Here is a 23,351-nt window from a genome sequence, read left to right as displayed (position 1 = left end):
TTTTTTTTTTCTTTGTTCAAGAACCCCCCCCCCCCTTTTTCCCTACCCCCCCCCCCTCCCCCCCCCCCCGGCCCCAGGCCGATAAGGTGGTATCAGCAAGGCTGATGCCACCTGCGGGCGCGGGAGCGTCTGCGTGATCCCGACGGTTCTGCGGCGGCTTCGCGCCCAGGACGCCAGGAGGCTAGGGTCAGCTTTGGGGCGTAAGCATACGCCGATAAAGGGTTTCCAGATAGACAGAGGCGGCGTCGAAGGGATCTTCTTCGCCCATCAAGAGCCGCACCTGAGCGTCAAAATCGGCATAATGCTGGGTCAGCGACCAGATTGAAAACAAAAGGTGTTTGGGATGTGCATGATTGATCCGACCCGCGTCCATCCAGGCTTGCAGCAGGTCCGTTTTCTCCTCGACAAGCTCCTTCAGCTCACCGGCTATGACGCCGTGAAGGCGCGGTGCACCCTGCACGATTTCATTCGCGTACAAGCGGCTTTCACGCGGAAAGTCCCGACTCATCTGCAGTTTGCGTTGGACGTAGGCCAGGATCTCCTCCAGCGGCTCGCCCTCTGCATCAAGACGGCGCAGCGGGTCCAGCCAGCTGTCCAGCAGCCCGGCCATCAACTCGTTGAAAATCGCTTCCTTGGACGCGAAGTAGTAGAGCAGGTTGGGTTTGGACAGCCCCGCCGCCCTGGCAATTTGATCGACGGTCGCGCCGCGAAAGCCGCTGCGCGAGAATACGTCCAGTGCCGCCTCCAGTATGGCCGAACGATTCTTTTTCTGGATGCGGGTCGGCGCGTGGCTTGCGGGCATTGTGGTCCTTGTCTGCTGTTGCCGCCCCCGTGTGCAAACACACGAATTTTTGCCTGTTTTATGGGGGCAGCGCGGTTTTTTGCGGGGGTAGGCGTCAATTTCTTGACTGATACCGATCCCGTGATAGCGTGAGTTTGACCAGTTGGTCAAATCAATGTCCGGCAAAACACGCCGGTCCGGCAATAGGCTGGCGCCTACATGACCAGTGCCGCGAAGCCACCGAAAACCCGGCACCACTAGCCGGGGGAAGCCTGCAACGACGGGCGCACAGGGAAGGAAGCTCGTGATGACGTCGCTTGGACAAAACCTGAAGATCAATGGCGACAGGCTGTGGGACAGCCTGATGGAGATGGCGGAGATCGGTCCTGGCGTGGCTGGCGGCAACAACCGCCAGACCCTGACCGATGCCGACAGCGAGGGCCGCGCGTTATTCCAGAGATGGTGCGAGGATGCCGGGTGTACCATGGGGCTGGACCAGATGGGCAACATGTTCGCGCGGCGGGAAGGCACCGACCCTGACGCCCTGCCGGTCTATGTCGGCTCGCATCTGGATACCCAGCCGACGGGCGGCAAATACGACGGGGTTCTGGGGGTGCTTGGCGGATTGGAGCTGATCCGTTCGCTCAATGACATGAACATCAAGACGAAACACCCCATTGTCGTGACCAATTTCACCAATGAGGAAGGCACACGCTTTGCCCCCGCCATGCTGTCCTCTGGTGTATTTGCGGGCATTCACACGCAAGACTGGGCCTATGACCGAACCGATGCGGAGGGCAAGACATTCGGCGAAGAGCTGTCGCGCATCGGCTGGCGCGGCGACGAGGAGGTTGGCGCGCGCAAAATGCACGCCTTTTTTGAGCTGCACATCGAACAGGGCCCGATCCTGGAAGCCGAGGGCAAGGATATTGGGGTTGTAACCCACGGCCAAGGCCTCAGCTGGACCCAAGTGACAATCACCGGCAAGGATGCCCATACGGGATCGACCCCGATGCCGATGCGCCGCAATGCGGGCCTTGCCATGGCGCGGATCCTAGAAGAGGTGGACAAGATTGCCTGGAGCCATGCACCGCACGCAGTGGGGGCGGCGGGTCATATCGACGTCTACCCGAACTCGCGCAATGTGATCCCCGGCAAAGTGGTCTTCACCGTCGATTTCCGCAGCCCGGAGCTGGAGGTGATCACCGAGATGGAAACCCGGCTGCGCGAGCGCGGGGGCGAGATCGCCGAGGCGATGGGTGTTGACATCGCATTCGAGAAGGTCGGCGGCTTCGACCCTGTAGCCTTTGATGAGGGCTGCGTTTCGGCAGTGCGCAACGCGGCAGAGCGGCTGGGTTACACGCATCTGGATATCATCTCAGGCGCGGGCCATGATGCCTGCTGGATCAACCGAGTGGCGCCAACGGCCATGGTTATGTGCCCCTGCGTAGATGGTCTCAGCCACAATGAGGCTGAGGAAATCAGCAAGGACTGGGCCGAGGCCGGTGCCAATGTGCTGTTCCATGCAGTGGTCGAGACGGCGGAGATCGTCGCGTAGGGGCGCTGCCCTCGCGGCCCCTTTGGGGCCGCTCCCCCGGAGTATGTCCGGAAATATGAAAACAGCTGCGCCAGACAGCGGAAGAGATAATGGGAGGCGTGGACATACGCCCCGATTCAGGGAGTTATAAACATGAGCAAAGTCATCCGAAACGGTACCATCGTGACCGCTGATCTGACCTACAAGGCGGATGTGCTAATCGAGAATGGCGTCATTACCCAGATCGGTCCGGATCTGAAAGGGGACGAGGAGCTGGATGCCACCGGCTGCTACGTGATGCCCGGCGGGATCGATCCGCACACGCATCTGGAGATGCCGTTCATGGGCACCTACAGCTCGGATGATTTTGAAAGCGGCACGCGGGCGGGGCTGGCGGGCGGCACCACCATGGTGGTGGACTTCGCGCTGCCCAGTCCGGGCGAAAGCCTGCTGGACGCGCTGAAGCGCTGGGACAACAAATCCACCCGCGCCAACTGCGACTACTCCTTTCACATGGCGGTTACATGGTGGGGCGAACAGGTTTTTGACGAGATCAAGACCGTGATCCAGGAGCGCGGCATCAACACCTTCAAGCATTTCATGGCCTACAAGGGCGCTTTGATGGTCAATGATGATGAGCTTTATGCCTCGTTCCAGCGGCTGGCGGAGCTGGGCGGCATTGCGATGGTGCATGCGGAGAACGGCGATGTGGTGGCGGAGCTGTCGGCCAAGCTGCTGGCGGCCGGCAACACCGGCCCCGAGGCGCACGCCTATTCCCGCCCGCCGCAGGTGGAGGGCGAGGCGACCAACCGCGCCATCATGATTGCGGATATGGCCGGTGTGCCCTTGTATGTTGTGCATACGTCCTGCGAGGACAGCCACGAGGCCATCCGTCGCGCGCGCATGCAGGGCAAGCGGGTCTGGGGCGAGCCGTTGATCCAGCACCTGACGCTCGACGAAAGCGAGTATTTCAACAAGGATTGGGACCACGCGGCGCGCCGGGTGATGTCGCCGCCGTTCCGCAACAAACAGCATCAGGACAGCCTGTGGGCGGGGTTGCAGTCTGGGTCATTGTCGGTGGTGGCGACCGATCACTGTGCCTTTACCACCGAGCAGAAGCGCACTGGCGTGGGCGATTTCACCAAGATTCCCAATGGCACCGGTGGCCTGGAGGATCGGATGCCGATGCTGTGGACCCACGGTGTCGAAACCGGGCGGCTGACTCCAAACGAATTTGTGGCCGTGACCTCCACCAACATCGCCAAGATCCTGAACTGCTATCCCAAAAAGGGTGCGGTTCTGGTGGGGGCCGATGCCGATCTGGTCGTCTGGGATCCGCAGAAGTCCAAGACTATCTCTGCCGCAAGCCAGCAGTCCGCGATCGACTACAACGTGTTTGAGGGGCAGCAGGTCAAGGGCTTGCCGCGCTATACGCTGACACGTGGCCAGGTGGCGGTCGAGGATGGTGAGATCAAGTGCCAGGAGGGCCATGGCAAGTTTGTCTCGCGCGATGCCAACACCACCGTCAACAAGGCGCTATCGACCTGGAAAGAGTTGACCGCGCCGCGCCCGGTAGAGCGCAGCGGGATCCCGGCGACAGGCGTATGAAACAGGAGCGGGCTGCCGGTAACGGCGGCCCGTTTTCCTGTGTGAAATCAAGGCGAAGAAATGAATATGGAAACTCCTCCCCAGGATCTTCGACCCGCGCGGGCCGCAGCTGATCCAACCGCTGCCCAGCCCGTGATCGAAGCGCGCAATCTGGATTTGACCTTTGGATCAGGTGCCGGTTCCGTGCATGCGTTGAAGGACGTGAGCCTGGCGATCAGCCGCGGCGAATTTGTCTCCTTTATCGGGCCGTCAGGGTGCGGCAAGACCACCTTCCTGCGCTGCATCGCGGCGCTGGAAACGCCCACGGGCGGCAGTCTGAGCGTCAACGGCATGACCCCGGATGAAGCGCGGCGCAAGCGGGCCTATGGCTATGTGTTTCAGGCGGCTGGCCTCTATCCGTGGCGAACCATTGCCAAGAACATCAAACTGCCACTGGAGATCATGGGATACACCAAGGCAGAGCAGGAAAAGCGCGTTAAGGATGTTCTGGAACTCGTTGAATTGTCAGGATTTGGCGGCAAGTTCCCCTGGCAGCTGTCGGGTGGGATGCAGCAGCGGGCCTCAATTGCGCGCGCGCTCGCCTTCGACGCCGACATCCTGCTGATGGATGAGCCGTTCGGCGCACTGGACGAGATCGTGCGCGACCACCTGAACGAGCAGCTTCTGAAACTTTGGGCCCGCACCAACAAGACCATCGGCTTTGTCACCCACTCGATCCCGGAGGCGGTGTATCTGTCGACCAAGATCGTGGTGATGTCGCCGCGGCCGGGTCGTATCCACGATGTCATCGACAGCACCCTACCCAAGGAACGCCCCCTGGACATCCGCGACAGTCCTGAGTTCATCGAGATCGCCCACCGGGTGCGCGAGGGGCTGCGGGCAGGGCATGGCGATGATTGAGCTGCGCGCCGCCAGCCGGACGGACATCCCTGCGATGGCCGCAATCGTCTGCGCCTGGGAGCGGGACACCACGTGGATGCCTGCGACCGTGGATATACCGCAGGTGGAAGGCATGCTGGAGCAGGCTTTTGACGCGCGGGAGATCCATGTCGCAACAGAGGCGTCAGGTGGCGCCGTGGTTGGCTACATGTCGGTGGACCCGGCCACGGCCAAGATCGGCGCGCTTTACCTTGCCCGGCGGGGGCAGGGCGTGGGGACGAGGTTGATGGACCAGGCCAAGACGGGGCGCAGCAGCCTTTGGCTTCAGACCCATATCCCCAATCTGGCGGCGCATCGGTTCTATCGGCGACAGGGATTTGAGATCACCGCAGAGCTGCCGCCGGATGCGCCGGGTGAGCCGGGACAATACAGAATGGAGTGGCAGGCATGAGAACGCTGGTGGCTGTGTTGACCGTGCTGAGCGCCATCCTTGCGCTGTGGTATGCGGCCTGTGTGCCGATGAACATTAAGGGCGTGCTGGACCAGGCAGAACGCGGCGGCGCTGAAGTGACCCCGGCGACGCCAAAGGCGCGCCGCGATCTAGGAACGTTGGGCTTGGTGGCTGGCAACAGCTTTGCGATTGGGGAAACCTGGGTGCAGGACCGCCCGCGGCTGCCCGCGCCGCATCAGGTGGCGGTGGAGCTGTGGCAAACCACGGTGGAAAAAAAGATCACCTCGAAACGCAGCCTGATCTACCACGCGCAGGTTACGTTGTCTGCCACGCTGCTGGGCTTTGCCATTGGCACCGGGCTGGGAATCCTGCTGGCGGTGGGGATTGTGCATTCGCGCGTCATGGATATGTCGGTGATGCCCTGGGCAATTGTCAGCCAGACCATTCCGATCATTGCCTTGGCGCCGATGATTATTGTGGTGCTCTATTCCATCGGGGTGCAGGGGATCATCCCCAAGGCGGTTATTTCCGCCTACCTCAGCTTCTTTCCGGTGGTCGTGGGCATGGTCAAGGGGTTGCGGGCGCCGGACGCGATGCAGTTGGATCTGTTGAAGACCTACAGTGCCAGCACCGCGCAGGGGTTCTGGAAGCTGCGGCTGCCGTCCTCGATGCCCTATCTGTTTGCCTCGCTCAAGATCGGCATCGCCGCGTCTCTGGTTGGCGCCATCGTGGGGGAGCTGCCAACCGGCGCGGTCTCCGGCCTCGGCGCACGGCTTTTGGCGGGCAGCTACTACGGACAGACGGTGCAGATCTGGTCGGCGCTGTTTGCGGCCGCGATCCTGGCGGCGCTGCTGGTGGCCTTGTTGGGGGTGATGGAGCGCTTGGTTCTGAAACGCATGGGGGTGCAGGCATGATTGGTCTGTGGAGTAAGGGCGCTGTCCGCGCCGCTGGGCGCCTCCCCCGGGATGTTCCGGGCCAGAGGAAGAAAGGCGGTGCGCCGTGGTGATGGTGGGGCTTGCAGTGGTGGTGTGGTGCCTCGGTTGGTGGCTCAACGCGCGTTTGGCGGCCAGCCCGGCAGCGCAGAGCCGCGCCGTGCAGCTTTTGGTACCGGCGATCTTTGGCATCACGGTGCTGCTGGTCTGGGAGTTGCTGGTGCGCGGGCTGACAGTGTCGATGGTGATCCTGCCGGCGCCATCTGTGATTGCTGCGCGCTTTGCATCCAGCCTGCCGATCCTGTGGCAGGACTTTGTGCAGACGATCCTGAAGGGCGCGCTTGGCGGGTATGTGATCGGCTGTGCTGCGGCGTTTCTGACCGCGATCCTGGTCGACCGCAGCGATTTTCTGCGCCGCGGGCTGCTGCCGGTGGGAAATTTCGTGGCCGCGCTGCCCATTGTCGGAACCGCGCCGATCCTGGTGATGTGGTTTGGTTTCGACTGGCAGTCCAAGGCGGCGGTTGTGGTTGTCATGGTGTTCTTCCCGATGCTGGTGAACACGGTGGCCGGTCTGCGCGAGACCTCGGCCATGCAGCGTGACCTGATGCAGACCTATGCGGCAAGCTATTGGCAGGCGTTTTTCAAACTCCGCCTGCCTGCGGCGCTGCCGTTTGTGTTCAACGGGTTGAAAATCTCGACCACGCTGGCGCTGATCGGGGCGATCGTCGCGGAGTTCTTCGGCTCACCCACCGTGGGCATGGGGTTTCGCATTTCCACCAGCGTTGGGCAGCTGGCACTGGACATGGTTTGGGCAGAGATCGTGGTGGCGGCGCTGGCGGGCTCGGCGTTTTACGGGCTGGTCGCGCTGATCGAGAAAACGCTGACATTTTGGCACCCCTCGCAGCGTGGCTGAACCCGCAAGCCCATAAAACCAAATAAAAAGAAAACAAAGATAACCAACTGGGAGAATAAACATGAAGCATATTATCACAGCGGCGGCTCTCGCGCTGGGGTCTGGTTCTGCCGCGCTGGCCGCGGATGACGTGACCCTGCAACTGAAATGGGTGACCCAGGCGCAGTTCGCGGGCTATTACGTGGCGCTGGACAAGGGATTTTACGAGGCGGAGGATCTGGATGTCACCATCCTGCCCGGCGGCCCGGACATCGCGCCGACCCAGGTGATTGCAGGCGGCGGCGCGGATGTGACCGTGGAATGGATGCCCGCCGCGCTGGCTGCGCGGGAAAAAGGGCTTCCCCTGGTCAATATCGCTCAGCCGTTCAAATCTTCCGGCATGATGCTGACATGCTGGAAGGACACCGGCATCGCCGAACCGGCAGATCTGGCGGACCGCACCCTAGGGGTCTGGTTCTTTGGCAATGAGTTCCCCTTCATGAGCTGGATGAGCAAACTGGGGATCTCGACGGACGGCAAGGGCGAGAAGGGCGTGGAGGTGTTGAAACAGGGGTTCAACGTTGACCCGCTGCTGCAACGTCAGGCCGATTGTATCTCGACCATGACCTATAACGAATACTGGCAGATCATCGATGCAGGCGTATCCGAGGAGGAGCTGATTACCTTCAAGTACGAGGATCAGGGCGTCGCCACGTTGGAAGATGGCCTGTATGTGCTGGAGGACAACCTTGCAGATCCCGCGTTTGCGGACAAGATGCAGCGCTTCGTGCGCGCCTCCATGAAAGGGTGGAAATACGCCGAGGAAAATCCGGATGAAGCGGCGGAGATCGTGCTCGACAATGATGCCTCCGGTGCGCAGACGGAGACCCATCAGAAGCGCATGATGCGTGAGATCGCCAAGCTGACCTCCGGCAGCAACGGTGCTCTGGATCCGGCCGATTATCAGCGCACGGTGGATACGTTGCTGACCGGCGGCTCGGCTCCGGTCATTACCAAGGAACCCGAAGGCGCCTGGAGCCATGCCATCACCGATGCTGCCCTGAACTAAGCCGCGACAGTGCGGTTGCGCACCGCCAGCGTGCCATCGACAGATTCCGCCGGATCTTACGGTCCGGCGGATTTTTTTCTTTCCGGATCGGAAGTTAAAGATACGATAAATCCGTAGCATTTTTGATATACACGTATCGGCTGTGGATAATTGTGCTACAATACACTCTATGGGAGAAATGCGCGCCTATATCGAAGAGGGGCAGGCATGGGCTGGGAGCCCTCCACAGCAGGTGTGTCTGTGCGGATCTACGCAGGCAGGTGCCTGCTGCAGGCGCCATGCGTTGCGTGGACGCCCTTCGCTGCGAGATTTGGCCAGCAACAGTTGCATCCTGCCGCTAATGCCGCAATGCGAGGCGGCGTTTTTGCGCAAACAGGATACAGGCCGACCGCAGATCCTGCTGCTGTTTGAGGTGGAGCCAATGATGCGGCAGGCGAGCGGCCCGCTGCCGGGGGATGTCTGTCCGGTGGCGGTTTGCAGCCTGGAAAAACTCGCACACGCGGATTTCCTTCATTCGCTGGCAGGCGGATTTGACGCGATTTTCCTTCAGGTCAGCATGATTGAAGGCAGCCAACACCAAACCCAGGAGGTGGAACTTGCGCAAGAGTTGGGCGGCGGCGGGCGGATCCATCTGTTCAACAGTTCGCAAGATCTTTTGAACGGGCTCGCACACCCGGTGCGATGGCATGAGCCTGCTGATCCCAACGTGCTGGCTGTGGGGACCCGTCGCGACACGGCGCGCGCCAGCGCGGCGGTTCTGCTGCCGGTTCAGCAAACCCTGGTCCCGTTGCCAGACCAGGCGTCTTATGGCGCGGTCGTCCTTGATGAAACCCTGTGCAACAGCTGCAACAGCTGCGTCTGGGTCTGTCCCACCGATGCGCTGGGACTGTCGGAAAACGGCGGTGAGCTGAATCTGGTCGAAGCGAACTGTTTTCAATGCGGATTGTGTGTGTCGATTTGCCCGCAGCGAGCTTTGGGTCTTGTTCCGCAAATGGATCTGTCCGCAGGCGCGGTGCTGCCGCTGCGCCTGACAGCCTCGGACCCGGACGATGTGACGCCGGACATCGCACAGCGACGACCGGTCGGCGCAGGGTAATTGCCGACGTCCGCGCCGGGGACCTTGGGGTCAGCTTTGCTGCAAAAAACCGCCATATTGGCCGCGTTTGAACATCAGCCCCTTGCCGGGGCGGGTGGTCACGTTTTCTACCTGACCCAGAATGATGCTGTGGTCGCCAGCCGCATGGGTCGCGTAATGGCGGCAGTCAAACCGGGCGAGCACCCCCTCCAGCGCCGGAGCCCCGCTGGCATTCGGCTGCCAGGCAAAGGGGCTGAAGTCCTCGCCATGGGCGGCGAAATGTGTGGCCATGTCCAGCTGGTCTTCGGTCATGACGTGAATGGCAAAATTTTGGGCAGCGACAAAGGTGTCATGGCGCAGCGAACCGCGGGCGGGGCACCATAACAGCAGCGGTGGCTCCAGAGAGACGGAGGTGAAGCTGTTGACCGTAATCGCCAGCGGTCCCTGCGCGGACATGGTCGTGACCACGGTCACGCCGGTGCCAAAGCAGCCAAGCGCATCGCGGTAGGCCCGGATCATATCCGGACCGGGAATGAAGCTGGTGTCGACCATGTCGTGCGCCTCTTGTCCGGTTCGGCCAGTGACCTGCCACGCATGGGCACAATTGTCTACCTAGTTCATGTCTGCGATCAGGCGCGAGTGACGCCGGGTTTCCGCCAGTAGCAGCCCAAAGGTGGTCAACCCGCGGGCGTGCAGCATCGGCAACATCTTGCAGAAGGCGGCGGCGGTGGCCTGGGCGTCGCCCATCGCGGTGTGGCGCAGTTTCTCGGGGAGCTCCACCTCCAGCCGCTCGCAGATCGCGTCCAGCGTATGGGGCTGCGAGGCGCCGAACAGCGCTGCGCTCAGCAAGACGGTATCGATTACAGGCTGGTCCCAGACAACCCCGCTGCGTTTGGCATGACGGTGGAGAAAGGCCATGTCGAACGGCGCATTATGGGCCACGATCACCGCATCCGAAGAAAACTTATGGAACGCGCGCGCAGCTTCGGCGATGCCCGGCGCGTCCTTCACCATGGCATCGGAAATCCCGTGCACGCGGGTTGCGGAGGCCGGAATGGGTCTTTCTGGATCAACCAGCGTCTCGAAGGTCTCGCCCGCAACGATCCGGCCGCGCACCACGCGCAGCGCGCCAATCTGAACGATCTCGTCTTTGTGGGGCAGTAGCCCGGTGGTTTCGGTGTCAAACACCACATAGGTCAGGCTCGCCAGCGCACGGTCCTCCAAATCGGCGTGCTCAGCCTCCAATAAAGCAAAATCATAGACTAGCGGGCGGGCCTCCCACGGGGCGGCGCCTGCCTCGGTGCCTTCGAACAGGATGATGTAACCGGGCGCGCCGCCCAGTGGTTTCAAATGTAGGTCATGGACCTGTGCGCCACTGGCGCTTTTGACCTTGGCCTTTACCTCGCGTCCGCTGCGGGTCATCCGGCCATAGGCTGCCTGCAAACCGTTCAGATCCAGATAGGCTGACAGCGGTGCGTTCAGCCGGGGCGGGGATTCCTGTGCCAGAAGTGCAGCGGCCTGGCCGTCGTACAGAACGATCTGATGCGTGGGGCTGGCCATCACGGTAGCGATAGGGATGTCAGTCAACAGGGCGGCAAGGCGGTCCTTCTCATGTTCCAGGTGTTCGGTTTCCCGGGCAATGGCCTCGGCTGCGGTCATGGCCGAGTGGCCGAGCTGTCCGGCCAGCCCCTGCGCGGCTGGCGCCAGATCACCCAGGTAACGGGCGCCATGCGTGTCCAGATCCCGGCTGACGCCGGCATGGGCGCGGGCCCGCATGCCCGCTGCCAGACGCTCTATCGGCTTGGCGACGTTTTCGTCGAACAACAACCAGATCGCGGCGCACAGCCCGAGGATGCAAAAACCGCTAAGCAACCCTGAGAACAGGAAGGCGTCCTTGAGCTCGGGTCGCCCCGCGCGGCTGTATCCCAACCACAGGGCGGCGGCGGTTACGGCGATGCCGCCCAGCGCCAGCACGCAGAAGAACAGGAAAATACGCAGACGCAGGCTAAGACCGGACCGCATCGTCAGACCCCGCAGGCGGTGGACAGCATGGGATCCTCTCCACTGGGACGGATCCAGTCCAGCGTCTGGGGCAGCCCACTATCAAAGCGGCTGTCCGCCGTCGCCAGTGCGCGCCGACGGTCGGTGCAATCGAGCCAGACCGGCCGTTTCTGCACCGCGGCCCAGCGGCCAAAGAAATACACGTCCGCAAGGTAGATGCCGGGATGCGCCGCATGGGTTTTCACGGTGGCGGTATCCAACGCCGCGAAGCGGTCGACATAGGGGGCCGCATAGGTCCAGGGCCTGTAGAAACTGCGGTTCTCTACGGTTTGGGTGACCACCAGGCCGTCCGGCAGGGCCGCCTTGGTGCGCGTATACCAGCCGTATTCGGAGGTGACGGTGGCGACGATCATCGCCAGACCGGCCGCAACCGGCGCCAGCCAGCGTGGCAGACGCCCGCGCAGCAGCTTGGCCAGCAGCATCACTGCTCCGGCGGCGGCGATGCCTGCAAATATAACGCCGATCAGTTCCAGAAACATGCTTTTCACTCCAATGGCTCGGGGCCGTTTTCATCTTTCCCAAGATACTCTCGCCAAAGCCGCGCCGCACAGCCGCCCTGGCTGACGTCAGCTGAGCATCCCTTTGCCATGCCCAACAGCCGATTGCATCGTTTTTACCACAACAAAGGCGTCGCGCAGATGACTTCGCTCAAAATCGGACAGGTCCGCAGGCGACAGGTAGTTGTCCGGGGGGCTTCCACCGCGAATTTGGGCCGCTTGGTGCTCCAACCGAGTCTGTGCAATCAGATCATAGGCATCCAGCAAATCCCGCGCGCCAGAGGGGCTGAGGATGCCCGCCGCTTGCGCTGCCGTCAGCCGCGCACGGGTGCTGACCTCGACCAGCTGCCCCTGCAATGCGTAGATGCGGGCAAGGTCCACCACCGGCACCACGCCGTTGTGCTTCATGTCGATCTGGTTGCGGTGCTCGCCGGTGCGAATGGTCGCCAGCCCGCGCAGCAGCCCCAGCGGGGGCGTGTGCTTCAGTGAATTCGCAATCATATGCGCGGTGAAGATCGAATTGGCCGCAGCCGCGGCAAGGGTGCCGCGGTGCAGGTTTTCGAACAGGCGCGCGTCTCCGCCAATCGGGCGCAGGTCGAACATCACCGATGCCAGCATCTGCGCCTCCGGGTCGGGGCGGGCGATCCAGTTGCGAAAATAGCTGCGCCAGATGTGCAAGGGCTGCCGCCATCGGGGATTGGACGCCATCATGTCGCCGGGGCAATAGACATAGCCACAGGTGTTCAGCCCGGAGCAGACAATATCTGCAACCCGTGCGAAATAGGTCTCATCGCCGGACGCCACCTCGTCGGACAGGATCAGGCAATTGTCCTGATCGGACACGCCGGTCTGTTCGCGCCGCCCCTGTGATCCGCAGGCCAGCCACAGATAGGGCACCGGCGGCGGGCCCAGCTCCGTTTCGGCCAGCGCGAGCAGGCGGCGGGTCACGGCATCGGCAATGTCCGTTATCAGCCGGGTGATGACTTCATGGCGGTTGCCCGCGGCCACCAGTTGCCGCAGCAGACGGGGGATTTCGCGGGTGACGCTGGCCATGTCCTCGGCGCTGGCGGCGCGGGCCACTGCGCCGACCAGCTCGGCTGAGCTGATGGCCTGAAAGCGGGTCAAATCGGTCTGGGTGACAATGCCCGCCAACACGCCGTGCTGCATCACCGGGATGTGGCCAATGCCGTGTTCCATCATCAGGTGCAGCACGTCCGACCCAAGGGCCGACGCATCCAGCGTCAGCGGATCCGGGGTCATCACGGTGGCGACAGGGGGCGAAAAGGGCTTGCCCGCAGCCAGGATCCTTGCGGCCAGGTCGCGGGTGGTCAGGATGCCCTGTAACCGGTCGCCGTCGGTGACGCAGACTGAGGATATGCGGTGATCCCGCATCAATTGCGCCGCGCCTTGACAGGTCAGCCCGCTGGAGCAGGTAACGGGCGCGCGGGTCATGATCGCCTCGACCCGGGTGGTGGCCAGGCTGCTGTCGTCGACGCTCCCGGGGCGGCGCCGGTCAAAGAACCGCGCCACCTGCGGCTGGCTGGCCATCAGGTCGTGGAAATCCCTCGTTGGCAGCAACAGCAGCAGGCTGTCGACGGTCGCCCGGGCCGAGGTGACAGCGCGGCCGCCGCGGGTCAGGCCGCGTTCGCCAAAGGAATTTCGAGGCCCGAGGATCGAGACGGGAATGTTGTTTTCATCCCTGACCTCCACCTCGCCGCTGTGGACCAGGTAGAGCCCGTCCAGCTCTGCGTTGAACGCGTAGACGGGGGCGTCTGCGGTAATTTCGATCAAGCGGAACCGGGGTGCCAGCTGCTGTAGCATCGTCGGATCGAGACTGTCGTAAGGGTGAACCGAGGTGAGGAAACGAAGCAGGGCGGCGTCGGAAAGGGGCATGGTGGTACCTGCTTGCGATCTGGAAAAATGGTCCCGCCGCGTGTGAACCGGACGGGACCATGAGGAGAGAGGCGGGCCGCAGGGAGAACGGCCCGCCCCGTCGGGGATCAGTGGTCCTGCGCCGTGCCTGCACCACGCGGGATGCGCACGCTCTCGACCAGCTCCTCGATCTCGGCCGGGATGGCCTGCGTCGATTTCGACACCGCGAAGGCCACCGCAAAGTTGACCATCGCGCCAATCGCCCCAAAGGAGGTCGATTTGACGGTGCCCAGCAGCGGATCCGCATCGGTGAAGGAGTTGGTGCCGGGGATGAACAGCCAGCCCTTGTGCAGGAAGATATAGACCAGCGTCACGATCAGACCTGCCAGCATGCCCGCCACGGCGCCCTTGTTGTTCACCTTGGTGAAGATGCCCATCATCAGCGCCGGGAAGATCGAAGCCGCTGCCAGACCAAAGGCCAGCGCCACGGTCTGCGCCGCAAAACCGGGCGGGTTGAGGCCCAGATAGGTCGCCACCGCAATCGCAACGGCCATGGCAATACGGGCCGACAGAAGCTCACCCTTTTCGGAGATTTGCGGGTTGATCGAGCCTTTAATGAGGTCGTGTGACACCGCCGAGGAGATCGCCAGCAACAGGCCTGCCGCCGTGGACAGCGCCGCCGCCAGACCCCCGGCCGCCACCAGGCCGATCACCCAGCTGGGCAGATTGGCTATTTCCGGATTGGCCAGAACCAGGATGTCTCGGTTGAAGTTGGTCAGCTCATTGCCGGCCCAGCCGTTGGCCTCAGCGGTGGCTTGCAGGTCGGCGCTTTGGTCGTTGTAATACTGGATCGCACCGTCGCCGTTCTTGTCTTCCCATGCCAGCAGGCCGGTTTTCTGCCAGGTCGCCATCCAGTCGTACTTGGGGTCGTCTTCAATCTGCTGGACGGTTACGGCGCCCCCTTCGATGCCGCCGTTGGGCCACATCATCTCGGTGATGTTCAGACGCGCCATGGCCCCAACAGCCGGGGCTGTCAGGTACAGCAGCGCGATGAACACCAGCGCCCAGCCGGCCGACCAGCGGGCATCAGCCACCTTGGGCACGGTGAAGAAGCGCATGATGACGTGGGGCAGGCCCGCGGTGCCGATCATCAGCGACAGGGTGAACAGAACCATGTTGAAGGTGTCGGAGTGATGCGCGGTGTACTCGTTGAAGCCCAGCTCGGTGACGATTGCGTCCAGCTTGGCCAGAAGCGGCTCGCCGCTTGCCGCGTGGTCTCCGAACAGGCCCAGAGCCGGGATCGGGTTGCCGGTCAGCTGCAGCGAGATGAAGATAGCCGGAATGGTGTAGGCCATGATCAGCACGCAGTATTGCGCCACCTGCGTGTAGGTCACGCCCTTCATGCCGCCGAAGACGGCATAGGCAAAGACCACACAGGCACCGATCAGAAGGCCCGCGGTGTTGGAGACCTCCAGGAAGCGGCCGAAGGCCACGCCCACGCCGGTCATCTGGCCGATCACGTAAGTGGTCGAGGCGACGATCAGGCAGATCACGGCGACGACTCGCGCGGTCGGGGAGTAGAACCGGTCGCCGATGAACTCGGAGACGGTGAACTTGCCGAACTTGCGCAGATAAGGCGCCAGCAGCAGCGCCAGCAGCACGTAGCCGCCGGTCCAGCCCATCAGGAAGGTCGAGTTGTCATAACCGGTAAAGGCAATGAGGCCCGCCATCGAGATAAAGGATGCCGCCGACATCCAGTCCGCCGCGGTGGCCATGCCGTTGGTGACCGGGTGAACGCCCCGGCCCGCGGCATAGAATTCCGATGTGGAGCCCGCCCGGGCCCAGATCGCGATGCCGATGTAGAGCGCGAAGGACGCGCCCACAAACAGCAGGTTGATGGTAAACTGGTCCATCTTACTCTTCCTCCACGCCGAATTCGCGGTCCAGCTTGTTCATCCGGAACGCGTAGAAAAAGATCAGGCCCAGAAACACCAGGATGGATCCCTGCTGGGCAAACCAGAAGCCCAGGTCACTGCCGCCCACCTTGATGCCGGACAGCATCGGGCGCAGCAGGATGCCAAAGCCAAATGACACGACAGCCCAGATCACCAGGCTGACAAGAATGATGCGCACGTTTGCCGCCCAGTAGCCCTTGTCGGACTCGGCGGTCTGCGCAGAATGTGTGGTTTGTTCCGCCATCAGCGGATCCTCCTTCTTCCTCTCCTGTGTGGCCCCACCCTGGGGTTAGGCACACGCTCTCCGTTTGCCCGGCGCAGATCAGGGCGCGCAGGCATGAAACCTCTGGTCCGGCGGGCACGGGGCCTGCCGGTTCCAGCGGGTATTTCCATGTCGGATAAGACGGGGTCCGGCGCGGTTCGCACCGGCCCCGTTTCTTGGTCGTTAGCTGGTGGCCGTCGTCACGATGGCCGCCATGTCCTGGGCGATGTCGTCGATGCCGCCCATGGCATTTGTCGTCTTCAGCACGCCCTTGCCGCCGTAATAGGTAATCAGCGGCGCAGTCTGCGCGTGATAGGCCTCCAATCGGCTGGCGACGGTCTCGGCCGTGTCATCGGCGCGGCGCTTCATCTCCGTGCCGCCACATTTGTCGCAGGTGCCTGCCTTGGCGGGCTGCTTGAAGGTGTCGTGATAGCCCTCGCCGCAGGTGCCGCAGGTGAAACGGCCCGAAATGCGGTCGACCATGGCGGCGTCATCCACCTCCAGACTGATGGCGGCGTTGATTTTCTGGCCGTTTTCCGCAAGGAGATCGTCCAGCGCGGCTGCCTGCACGGTGGTGCGCGGGAAGCCGTCGAGGATCACGCCCTTGGCGCAGTCCGGCTCTGCCATGCGGTCGCGCAGGATGTTGATCACGATCTCGTCGCTGACCAGCTGGCCTGCCTCCATCACCGCCTTCGCGGCAAGGCCCGCAGGCGTGCCCGCCGCCACCGCCGCGCGCAGAAGGTCGCCGGTGGACAGCTGCACGTAGCCAAATTTTTCCTCCAGCATCCGCGCCTGGGTGCCCTTGCCGGCACCCGGAGGCCCCAGCAGGATCAGGACGGCGGGGCGGGTCATCACTGCCATGGTCATCTGTCCATCACCCCTTGGCTGTCCGGTTTGCGATCAGATCTTCCATCACCGACGGGTCGGCCAGGGTCGAGGTGTCGCCAAGGCTGTCAAAGTCGTTCTCGGCAATCTTGCGCAGGATGCGGCGCATGATCTTGCCCGAGCGGGTTTTCGGCAGGCCGGGCGCCCATTGGATCACGTCCGGAGAGGCGATCGGGCCGATCTCGGTCCGCACCCAGGCCCGCAGCTCCTTGCGCAGCTCCTCGGAGGGCTCGCGGCCGGACATCAGGGTCACGTAGCAGTAGATGCCCTGGCCCTTGATGTCGTGCGGAAAGCCCACCACGGCGGCCTCGGCCACGGCGTCATGGGCGACCAGCGCGCTTTCGACCTCGGCCGTGCCCATGCGGTGGCCGGAGACGTTGATCACGTCGTCAACGCGACCGGTGATCCAGTAGTCGCCGTCCTCGTCGCGGCGGCAGCCGTCGCCGGTGAAGTAATAGCCCTTGTAGTCGGAGAAGTAGGTCTTCTCGAACCGCTCATGGTCACCCCAGACCGTGCGCATCTGGCCCGGCCAGCTGTCCTTGATGCACAGAACACCCTCAACGCCGTTGCCTTCGATCTCAACCCCGCTGGTGGGGTCCAGAACCACAGGCTGAATGCCAAAGAAGGGCTTCATCGCGGAGCCGGGCTTCAGTGCGTGGGCGCCGGGCAAGGGTGTCAGCAGATGGCCGCCGGTTTCGGTTTGCCACCAGGTGTCGACGATCGGCACGGTGCCCTTGCCGATGACATTGTGATACCATTCCCAGGCTTCGGGGTTGATCGGCTCGCCCACGGTGCCGAGCAGTTTCAGGCTGGAGAGGTCGCAGCCCTCGGCGAAGCTGTCGCCCAGCCCCATCAGCGCGCGGATCGCGGTGGGGGCGGTGTAGAACTGGTTCACCTTGTGCTTTTCGCAAACCTGCCAGAAACGGCTGGCGTCGGGGTAGGTCGGCACGCCCTCGAACATCAGCGTTGTGGCGCCATTGGCCAGCGGGCCATAGACGATATAGCTGTGGCCGGTGACCCAGCCCACATCCGCCGTACACCAATAGATGTCGCCGTCGTGGTAATCGAACGTCACCTCATGGGTCAGCGCCGCATAGGTCAGATAGCCGCCGGACGTATGCACGACGCCCTTGGGTTGGCCGGTGGAACCGGAGGTGTAGAGGATGAACAGCGGGTCTTCTGCGTTCATCTCGGCGGGTTCGCAGGTGTCAGCCGCATCTTTTGCCAGCGCGTTGTAGTCGCAGTCGCGCCCCTCAACCCAGTTGGTCTGGCCGCCGGTGCGTTTGACCACTAGGCATTTCACCGTGTCCTTGGCGTGCAGCAGCGCTGCGTCAGCGTTGGATTTGAGCGGCGTCTTGCGGCCACCACGCGGCGCCTCGTCGGCGGTGATCAGCACCTTGGCGTCGCAGCCGTTCACACGGGCCGCCAGAGCGTCGGGAGAGAAGCCCGCAAAGACAATGGAGTGAATTGCGCCGATCCGTGCGCAGGCCAGCATGGCATAGGCGGCTTCGGGGATCATCGGCAGATAGATCACCACCCGGTCGCCTTTGGCAACGCCCAGATCTTTCAGCACATTTGCCATGCGGCAGGTGTTGCTGTGCAGCTCCTTGTAGGTGATGTGCTGCGCGGGTTCATTCGGATCATCCGGTTCCCAGATGATCGCGGTCTGATCGCCGCGGGTCTTCAGGTGCCGGTCGATGCAATTGGAGGAGACATTCAGGGTGCCGTCGGAATACCAGTTGATCGTGACATTGCCGAAGTCGAAGTTCACGTCCTTCACCGTGGTGAAGGGCTTGATCCAGTCGATACGCTTGCCCTGTTCCGCCCAGAAGGCTTCGGGGTCGGCCAGCGAGGCGTCATACAACTCCTGGTATTTGGCGGCATTAACATGCGCGCGGTCAACGGTGTCATCGGATGGCGGATAGACGGCGTCTGCGTGCAGCGCGTTCATTCGGTTTCCTCCCAGAAATATATTGGCAAGACAAACGACAACGCTGTGTCGTGGCTGTCAAACCGTTTCCTCCTATGCCTGATAATACGGCAGGTTGAAAATTTGTGAATAACCAACTGGATTTCCAGCATTTGCTTGTGAATGAATTTCCGATGCCTGGTGTTGTGTGTAAAAATTCGACCAATTCTTACAATCGAGGCCGGTAAATGCAGGGTTTTGCGTGTAAATAAGTCCCGTCTCCGGTTTCCTGCAATCAGGCCCATTACCGGCGTCCGGTTGCGGCGCATTGGCAAAACACCTGCCACCGGCCTGCGACATATTGTGCCTGATGGCCGGGCACACCGCCGTGCGCTTGATTGCCGTCTTAGGGCTTGGCAGCACGAAACCTTGCCGCTAGCCTTGCATCCAAGCGCACCTCTCCGGCTGGTGGCCGGGTCAATAAGGGCGCAATTCGGGAGAGTTACACCATGAACAAATTTCTGACCGCCGCTGTGGCGGCAACTGCTGGCGTTGCACTCGCGGGCGAAGCTGCGGCAACTGAATGGAACGTGTCGCTGTGGGGCAAACGCCGCGCCTTCACGGAACACGTGGAAAAGCTGGCTGAGCTGGTTTCCGAAAAGACGGACGGCGAGTTCACCCTGAACATCAGCTATGGCGGCCTGTCCAAGAACAAGGAGAACCTCGACGGTATCTCCATCGGAGCCTTCGAGATGGCGCAGTTCTGCGCCGGCTATCATCGCGACAAGAACCCGTCGATCACCGTGCTGGAGCTGCCGTTCCTCGGCGTGAACACGCTGGAAGAAGAGGTGGCCGTGGCCAATGCGGTTTATGCCCACCCGGCGGTGCAGGCGGATCTGGCGCGCTGGAACGCCAAGCTGCTGATGACCTCGCCGATGCCGCAGTACAACATCGTCGGCACCGGCGAGCCGCGCGACGAGCTGTCCGAGTTCAAAGACATGCGCGTGCGGGCGACCGGTGGCATCGGCAAGGCCTTCTCGGCGGTGGGCGCTGTGCCGACCTCGGTGACTGCAACAGAGGCCTATAACGCGATGGAATCGGGGGTGGTCGACACCGTGTCCTTTGCCCAGCACGCGCATCTGGCCTTCGGCACCATCAACCGCGCCGACTGGTGGACCGAGAACCTGAACCCCGGCACCGTGAACTGCCCGGTGGTGGTCAACATCGACGCGTATGAGATGCTCAGTGACGCCGAGCGCGAGGCGCTGGACAGCTCGGTTGATGAGGCCATCGCGCATTACCTCGACAACTACGGTGCGCTCTTGGACAAATGGGACAGTGTGCTGGAAGAAAAGGGCGTCGAAAAAGTCACCATCTCCGACGAGACCCTGGCCGAGTTCCGCAAGGTGGCCGCCGATCCGATCCGCGAGCAGTGGATCGAGGACATGAGCGCCCAGGGTCTGCCCGCGCAGGAGCTGTACGACCTGGTGCAGAAGACGCTGAACGACGTCCGGTCGGGCAGCTGAGACTGACACGACATGTAAAAGGGCCGGGCGGCAGCGCTCCGGCCCTTTTTCGTCTCATGGATATACTAACAGATGGGGACAGGGGATGGCAGCTGGCGCAGCAGTCCTGGAGGACGGCAGCCTGATCAGCAGGCTGGACCGAAACTTGTTGAACATCGAGCGGCTGCTGGCGCTGCTGAGCGGTCTGGCGGTGTTCTCGTTGATGATACTGGCGGTGGTGTCGGTGGGCGGGCGCAATGCCGCCAACGCGCCCTTGCCCGGCTATGTCGACTGGATTGAGCAGATCATGCCGCTGATTGCCTTCATGGGCATCGCCTACGTGCAACGCGGTGGCGGCCATATCCGTATGGACATCCTTATCGGCGCGCTGCGCGGTCGCGCGCTGTGGCTGTTTGAACTGATCTCGGTGCTCTTGATCCTGCTCCTGATCCTGGCGCTGATCTGGGGCAGCTGGGCGCATTTTGTGCGCTCCTTTGATTTTGCCGCGCCGTTGTGGAGCCGGGACAGCTCCATCGACATCGGCCTGCCGATCTGGCCCGCGAAACTGTTGGCGCCGGTGGCCTTTGGCGTACTGGCACTGCGGTTGCTGTTGCAGGTGTGGGGATATGGCCGGGCTCTGGTGCTGGGGCTGGAGACGCCGGTGGCTGTGCCGCTGATCCTGAGCGCGGCAGAGCAGGCCGCGGCTGAAGCGGAACAACTGGCCGGTCATGACAGCGAGGCCGACGGCAGCAGCAACGGGCAGAGGTAGATAATATGCAACCGATTGAAATCGGCCTGTGGGTAACGGGCGCTCTGCTGCTGATGGTGGTGCTGGGGATGCGGGTGGCCTTTGCTGCCGGTCTTGCCGGTCTGATCGGCCTGGTGTGGATTTTCTGGGCCAAGTTCGGCTATGACCCGGCGCGGTTCGGCAAGGCGCTGACGGTGTCGGTCAAGATCGCAGGCCAGGTGCCACATTCCAAGGTCTCCAGCCAGGCGCTGTCGCTGATCCCGACGTTTATCCTGATTGGCTATCTCGCCTATTACGCAGGCCTCACCCGCGCGTTGTTCGAGGCAGCCAAGCGCTGGATCGCTTGGCTGCCGGGGGGCTTGGCGGTCTCGACCGTCTTTGCCACCGCTGGCTTTGCGGCGGTGTCAGGCGCCAGCGTGGCGACCTCCGCCGTTTTTGCCCGCATCGCCATCCCTGAGATGCTGAAGATTGGCTACAACAAACAGTTCGCGGCCGGGGTCGTGGCGGCGGGTGGCACGCTGGCCTCGCTGATCCCGCCCTCGGCGATCCTGGTGATCTATGCGATCATTGTCGAACAGGACGTGGGCAAGCTGCTGCTCGCCGGCTTCATCCCCGGTGCCTTTTCGGCGCTGATCTACGGCATGCTGATCGTCGGCATCGCGTTGATCTTCAAATCTGTCGGCCCGCCGGTGCGTGGATTTACCTGGGGCCAGCGTTTTGCCGCCTTGCCCGGCGCGCTGCCGATCATCTTCGTCGTCGTGATCATCATCTGCTTTGTCTACAACCCCTTTGGCGGCGACGCCTGGGGCACCCCGACCGAGGGCGGTGCGCTGGGGGCATTCGTGGTGTTCTGCATGGCGGTGTTTCGCGGCATGAAATGGGCCGAGCTGAAATCGGCGTTGCTGGAAACGGCCAAGCTGACGGTGATGATCTTTACCATCATCTGGGGGGTGCTGATCTACGTGCGCTTCCTTGGGTTCGCCGATCTTCCGGGGGCATTTTCCGACTGGATCACCGCGCTGGAGATGAGCCCGATGCTGATCCTGGTCTGTATCCTGCTGGCCTATGCGGTGCTGGGCATGTTCATGGACGCGATCGGCATGCTGCTGCTGACATTGCCAGTGGTCTACCCGGCGGTGATGGCGCTGAACGGGGGCGAGAGTGTCGCCGCAGCCGAAAGCGCCTTTGGCATGAGCGGGCCGATGTGTGCGATCTGGTTCGGCATCCTGGTGGTCAAAATGGCCGAATTTTGCCTGATCACACCGCCCATCGGTCTGAACTGCTTTGTGGTGGCCGGGGTGCGCGATGATCTAAGTGTGCAGGACGTGTTCCGCGGTGTGACGCCGTTTTTCATCGCCGATGCGGTCACCATCGCGCTGTTGGTGGCCTTTCCGGGCATTGTCCTATACCTGCCGTCGCTGGCGGGCTAAGGACTGGTACGGACCGGCGCCGCTGTCATGGCGGCGTCGGCCTCGCCTGTTTCGGCTGCAATAACAAGGTGTGGCCAGTCCGGTCCGGCGACAGGGGGCGTCATTGCGTCTGGCGCCAAAGAAGGTGCCCACACCGCGCGCTCATGCTACCAGGCCCGAAGCCGTTGCAGCAGACTGTCCGCCTGTCGGGTGACATCCTGCGTGCCCCCGATTAGATTGGCCTGCAAATTGGTCTGTACGAGGACGCCAGGTGGCAAGGAAGGCAGAAAAGGTATTGGTGCAGCTTCGGCACGTCATTGACCGTCTCGCTCCGGTCAGTGGCGATCGCCTGCCGTCAGAGCGCGTGCTCTGTACGATGCTGGACTGCAGCCGGGAAACCCTGCGGACCTGCTATACTGCGCTAGAGGCCGAGGGCGAAATCTGGCGGCATGTCGGGCAGGGGACATTTCGTGGGCGTCGTCCGGTGCATATGCCCATCCGCGACACTTTGCTGGTCGAAGGAGCCACGCCGCCGGATATTATCAGGGCCCGTTTGCTGCTGGAACCCCAAGTCGCGGCAGAGGCCGCGTTGGTGGTAGACGCCGCGGACGTGGCCCATCTGCGGGACAAGGTCGCGCAGGGGCGTGCCGCACGGGACCGGGCCGCCTGTGAACAGGCCGATGATGCCTTCCACCGCGCAATCGCGGAGACATCGCGAAATCCGGTTCTGATCGGGTTTCTGGTCTATCTCTCCGGCACTCGCCGCCGTATGGCCTGGCAGCGGGAATGGGACCGGACCTATCGCAGCATCGCGCCGGATGAATTTCAGACCCTTCACAGTGACCAGCACAGCGCCGTCGTGGATGCGCTGGCCGCCCGCGACCCGTCACAGGCGGCTGCCGCAATGCGCGCGCATCTGGAAACCATCCAGACCGCGATGATCCCTGGTGCAAGTCAGCAGGGCGGGCAGGTGCAGCGGCCTTAGGGGGACCGCGCCGGGGCGCTGCATCCTCAAGTACCTTGA

General features: G+C 62.7%; 21 protein-coding genes. 12 read left to right on the top strand and 9 right to left on the bottom strand.

What is annotated here, in order from left to right; translation table 11 throughout:
• Positions 1–187: 187 nt before the first annotated feature.
• Positions 188–802: a TetR family transcriptional regulator C-terminal domain-containing protein gene (locus tag AC0IPL_RS03340; protein WP_474272579.1), complete on the bottom strand. Its 615-nt coding sequence runs from the start codon at positions 800–802 to the stop codon at positions 188–190.
• Between the two features lie 286 nt (positions 803–1,088).
• Between AC0IPL_RS03340 and AC0IPL_RS03335 the strand changes: the two genes are divergently transcribed.
• From AC0IPL_RS03335 to AC0IPL_RS03300, 8 genes are all read left to right on the top strand, one after another.
• On the top strand, positions 1,089–2,339 hold the full coding sequence (locus AC0IPL_RS03335) for a Zn-dependent hydrolase (RefSeq protein ID WP_474272194.1): 1,251 nt from the start codon (positions 1,089–1,091) through the stop codon (positions 2,337–2,339).
• A 132-nt stretch (positions 2,340–2,471) separates the two neighbouring features.
• The gene (gene hydA / locus AC0IPL_RS03330) at positions 2,472–3,926 is read left to right on the top strand and encodes a dihydropyrimidinase (RefSeq protein WP_474272193.1); all 1,455 of its coding nucleotides are present in this window, start codon (positions 2,472–2,474) and stop codon (positions 3,924–3,926) included.
• A gap of 60 nt (positions 3,927–3,986) precedes the next feature.
• A complete protein-coding gene (locus tag AC0IPL_RS03325) occupies positions 3,987–4,826 on the top strand; it encodes an ABC transporter ATP-binding protein (RefSeq protein ID WP_474272192.1) in 840 nt (279 codons plus the stop codon).
• The gene (locus AC0IPL_RS03320; RefSeq protein ID WP_474272191.1) at positions 4,813–5,256 is read left to right on the top strand and encodes an N-acetyltransferase family protein; all 444 of its coding nucleotides are present in this window, start codon (positions 4,813–4,815) and stop codon (positions 5,254–5,256) included. Before AC0IPL_RS03325 ends, AC0IPL_RS03320 begins: the two co-directional genes overlap by 14 nt.
• Complete coding sequence (locus AC0IPL_RS03315; protein ID WP_474272190.1) at positions 5,253–6,170, top strand: ABC transporter permease; 918 nt, start codon at positions 5,253–5,255, stop codon at positions 6,168–6,170. The genes AC0IPL_RS03320 and AC0IPL_RS03315 overlap by 4 nt, the downstream gene beginning before the upstream one ends.
• A gap of 85 nt (positions 6,171–6,255) precedes the next feature.
• A complete protein-coding gene (locus AC0IPL_RS03310) occupies positions 6,256–7,101 on the top strand; it encodes an ABC transporter permease (RefSeq protein WP_474272189.1) in 846 nt (281 codons plus the stop codon).
• 61 nt (positions 7,102–7,162) lie between these two features.
• Positions 7,163–8,149 carry an ABC transporter substrate-binding protein gene (locus AC0IPL_RS03305; RefSeq protein ID WP_474272188.1) on the top strand — a complete coding sequence of 329 codons (987 nt, stop codon included), beginning with the start codon at positions 7,163–7,165 and terminating at the stop codon, positions 8,147–8,149.
• 364 nt (positions 8,150–8,513) lie between these two features.
• Positions 8,514–9,245 (top strand): 4Fe-4S dicluster domain-containing protein, encoded by a 732-nt coding sequence (locus AC0IPL_RS03300; protein ID WP_474272187.1) that lies wholly within the window; start codon positions 8,514–8,516, stop codon positions 9,243–9,245.
• Positions 9,246–9,275: 30 nt separating this feature from the next.
• Here the strand turns inward: AC0IPL_RS03300 and AC0IPL_RS03295 are convergent, their stop codons facing one another.
• From AC0IPL_RS03295 to acs, 8 genes are all read right to left on the bottom strand, one after another.
• A complete protein-coding gene (locus AC0IPL_RS03295) occupies positions 9,276–9,776 on the bottom strand; it encodes a flavin reductase family protein (protein ID WP_474272186.1) in 501 nt (166 codons plus the stop codon).
• A gap of 60 nt (positions 9,777–9,836) precedes the next feature.
• A complete protein-coding gene (locus tag AC0IPL_RS03290) occupies positions 9,837–11,246 on the bottom strand; it encodes a 3'-5' exonuclease (protein ID WP_474272185.1) in 1,410 nt (469 codons plus the stop codon).
• A gap of 2 nt (positions 11,247–11,248) precedes the next feature.
• On the bottom strand, positions 11,249–11,764 hold the full coding sequence (locus AC0IPL_RS03285; RefSeq protein ID WP_474272184.1) for a hypothetical protein: 516 nt from the start codon (positions 11,762–11,764) through the stop codon (positions 11,249–11,251).
• Positions 11,765–11,851: 87 nt separating this feature from the next.
• Entirely contained in the window at positions 11,852–13,675 is a 1,824-nt protein-coding gene (locus AC0IPL_RS03280; RefSeq protein WP_474272183.1) for a DUF294 nucleotidyltransferase-like domain-containing protein, read from the bottom strand.
• 107 nt (positions 13,676–13,782) lie between these two features.
• The gene (locus tag AC0IPL_RS03275) at positions 13,783–15,567 is read right to left on the bottom strand and encodes a sodium:solute symporter family protein (RefSeq protein ID WP_474272182.1); all 1,785 of its coding nucleotides are present in this window, start codon (positions 15,565–15,567) and stop codon (positions 13,783–13,785) included.
• Between the two features lies 1 nt (position 15,568).
• The gene (locus tag AC0IPL_RS03270) at positions 15,569–15,853 is read right to left on the bottom strand and encodes a DUF4212 domain-containing protein (protein ID WP_474272181.1); all 285 of its coding nucleotides are present in this window, start codon (positions 15,851–15,853) and stop codon (positions 15,569–15,571) included.
• A 201-nt stretch (positions 15,854–16,054) separates the two neighbouring features.
• Positions 16,055–16,738, bottom strand: coding sequence for an adenylate kinase (locus AC0IPL_RS03265; RefSeq protein WP_474272180.1), 684 nt, complete (start codon positions 16,736–16,738; stop codon positions 16,055–16,057).
• 7 nt (positions 16,739–16,745) lie between these two features.
• Positions 16,746–18,707, bottom strand: a complete 1,962-nt coding sequence (gene acs / locus AC0IPL_RS03260; RefSeq protein WP_474272179.1) for an acetate--CoA ligase — start codon at positions 18,705–18,707, stop codon at positions 16,746–16,748.
• Positions 18,708–19,174: 467 nt separating this feature from the next.
• Between acs and AC0IPL_RS03255 the strand changes: the two genes are divergently transcribed.
• The 4 genes from AC0IPL_RS03255 (at position 19,175) to AC0IPL_RS03240 (ending at position 23,312) form a co-directional block, all read left to right on the top strand.
• Positions 19,175–20,191, top strand: coding sequence for a C4-dicarboxylate TRAP transporter substrate-binding protein (locus AC0IPL_RS03255; protein WP_474272178.1), 1,017 nt, complete (start codon positions 19,175–19,177; stop codon positions 20,189–20,191).
• Positions 20,192–20,276: 85 nt separating this feature from the next.
• Positions 20,277–20,939 carry a TRAP transporter small permease subunit gene (locus AC0IPL_RS03250; RefSeq protein WP_474272177.1) on the top strand — a complete coding sequence of 221 codons (663 nt, stop codon included), beginning with the start codon at positions 20,277–20,279 and terminating at the stop codon, positions 20,937–20,939.
• Positions 20,940–20,944: 5 nt separating this feature from the next.
• The gene (locus tag AC0IPL_RS03245) at positions 20,945–22,348 is read left to right on the top strand and encodes a TRAP transporter large permease (protein WP_474272176.1); all 1,404 of its coding nucleotides are present in this window, start codon (positions 20,945–20,947) and stop codon (positions 22,346–22,348) included.
• Between the two features lie 250 nt (positions 22,349–22,598).
• Complete coding sequence (locus AC0IPL_RS03240) at positions 22,599–23,312, top strand: FadR/GntR family transcriptional regulator (protein ID WP_474272175.1); 714 nt, start codon at positions 22,599–22,601, stop codon at positions 23,310–23,312.
• Positions 23,313–23,351 lie beyond the last annotated feature (39 nt).

Source organism: Leisingera sp. SA32 (assembly GCF_056033425.1).
Note: the sequence above shows the minus strand (reverse complement) of the source record. Positions and strands in the feature narration are given on the sequence as shown.

Bases quoted from the DNA above. Each gene is read 5' to 3' on its own strand.
- AC0IPL_RS03340 (WP_474272579.1), bottom strand. From the start codon at position 802: ATGCCCGCAAGCCACGCGCCGACCCGCATCCAGAAAAAGAATCGTTCG.
- AC0IPL_RS03335 (WP_474272194.1), top strand. From the start codon at position 1,089: ATGACGTCGCTTGGACAAAACCTGAAGATCAATGGCGACAGGCTGTGG.
- hydA (WP_474272193.1), top strand. From the start codon at position 2,472: ATGAGCAAAGTCATCCGAAACGGTACCATCGTGACCGCTGATCTGACC.
- AC0IPL_RS03325 (WP_474272192.1), top strand. From the start codon at position 3,987: ATGAATATGGAAACTCCTCCCCAGGATCTTCGACCCGCGCGGGCCGCA.
- AC0IPL_RS03320 (WP_474272191.1), top strand. From the start codon at position 4,813: ATGGCGATGATTGAGCTGCGCGCCGCCAGCCGGACGGACATCCCTGCG.
- AC0IPL_RS03315 (WP_474272190.1), top strand. From the start codon at position 5,253: ATGAGAACGCTGGTGGCTGTGTTGACCGTGCTGAGCGCCATCCTTGCG.
- AC0IPL_RS03305 (WP_474272188.1), top strand. From the start codon at position 7,163: ATGAAGCATATTATCACAGCGGCGGCTCTCGCGCTGGGGTCTGGTTCT.
- AC0IPL_RS03295 (WP_474272186.1), bottom strand. From the start codon at position 9,776: ATGGTCGACACCAGCTTCATTCCCGGTCCGGATATGATCCGGGCCTAC.
- AC0IPL_RS03290 (WP_474272185.1), bottom strand. From the start codon at position 11,246: ATGCGGTCCGGTCTTAGCCTGCGTCTGCGTATTTTCCTGTTCTTCTGC.
- AC0IPL_RS03285 (WP_474272184.1), bottom strand. From the start codon at position 11,764: ATGTTTCTGGAACTGATCGGCGTTATATTTGCAGGCATCGCCGCCGCC.
- AC0IPL_RS03280 (WP_474272183.1), bottom strand. From the start codon at position 13,675: ATGCCCCTTTCCGACGCCGCCCTGCTTCGTTTCCTCACCTCGGTTCAC.
- AC0IPL_RS03275 (WP_474272182.1), bottom strand. From the start codon at position 15,567: ATGGACCAGTTTACCATCAACCTGCTGTTTGTGGGCGCGTCCTTCGCG.
- AC0IPL_RS03270 (WP_474272181.1), bottom strand. From the start codon at position 15,853: ATGGCGGAACAAACCACACATTCTGCGCAGACCGCCGAGTCCGACAAG.
- AC0IPL_RS03265 (WP_474272180.1), bottom strand. From the start codon at position 16,738: ATGACCATGGCAGTGATGACCCGCCCCGCCGTCCTGATCCTGCTGGGG.
- acs (WP_474272179.1), bottom strand. From the start codon at position 18,707: ATGAACGCGCTGCACGCAGACGCCGTCTATCCGCCATCCGATGACACC.
- AC0IPL_RS03255 (WP_474272178.1), top strand. From the start codon at position 19,175: ATGAACAAATTTCTGACCGCCGCTGTGGCGGCAACTGCTGGCGTTGCA.
- AC0IPL_RS03250 (WP_474272177.1), top strand. From the start codon at position 20,277: ATGGCAGCTGGCGCAGCAGTCCTGGAGGACGGCAGCCTGATCAGCAGG.
- AC0IPL_RS03245 (WP_474272176.1), top strand. From the start codon at position 20,945: ATGCAACCGATTGAAATCGGCCTGTGGGTAACGGGCGCTCTGCTGCTG.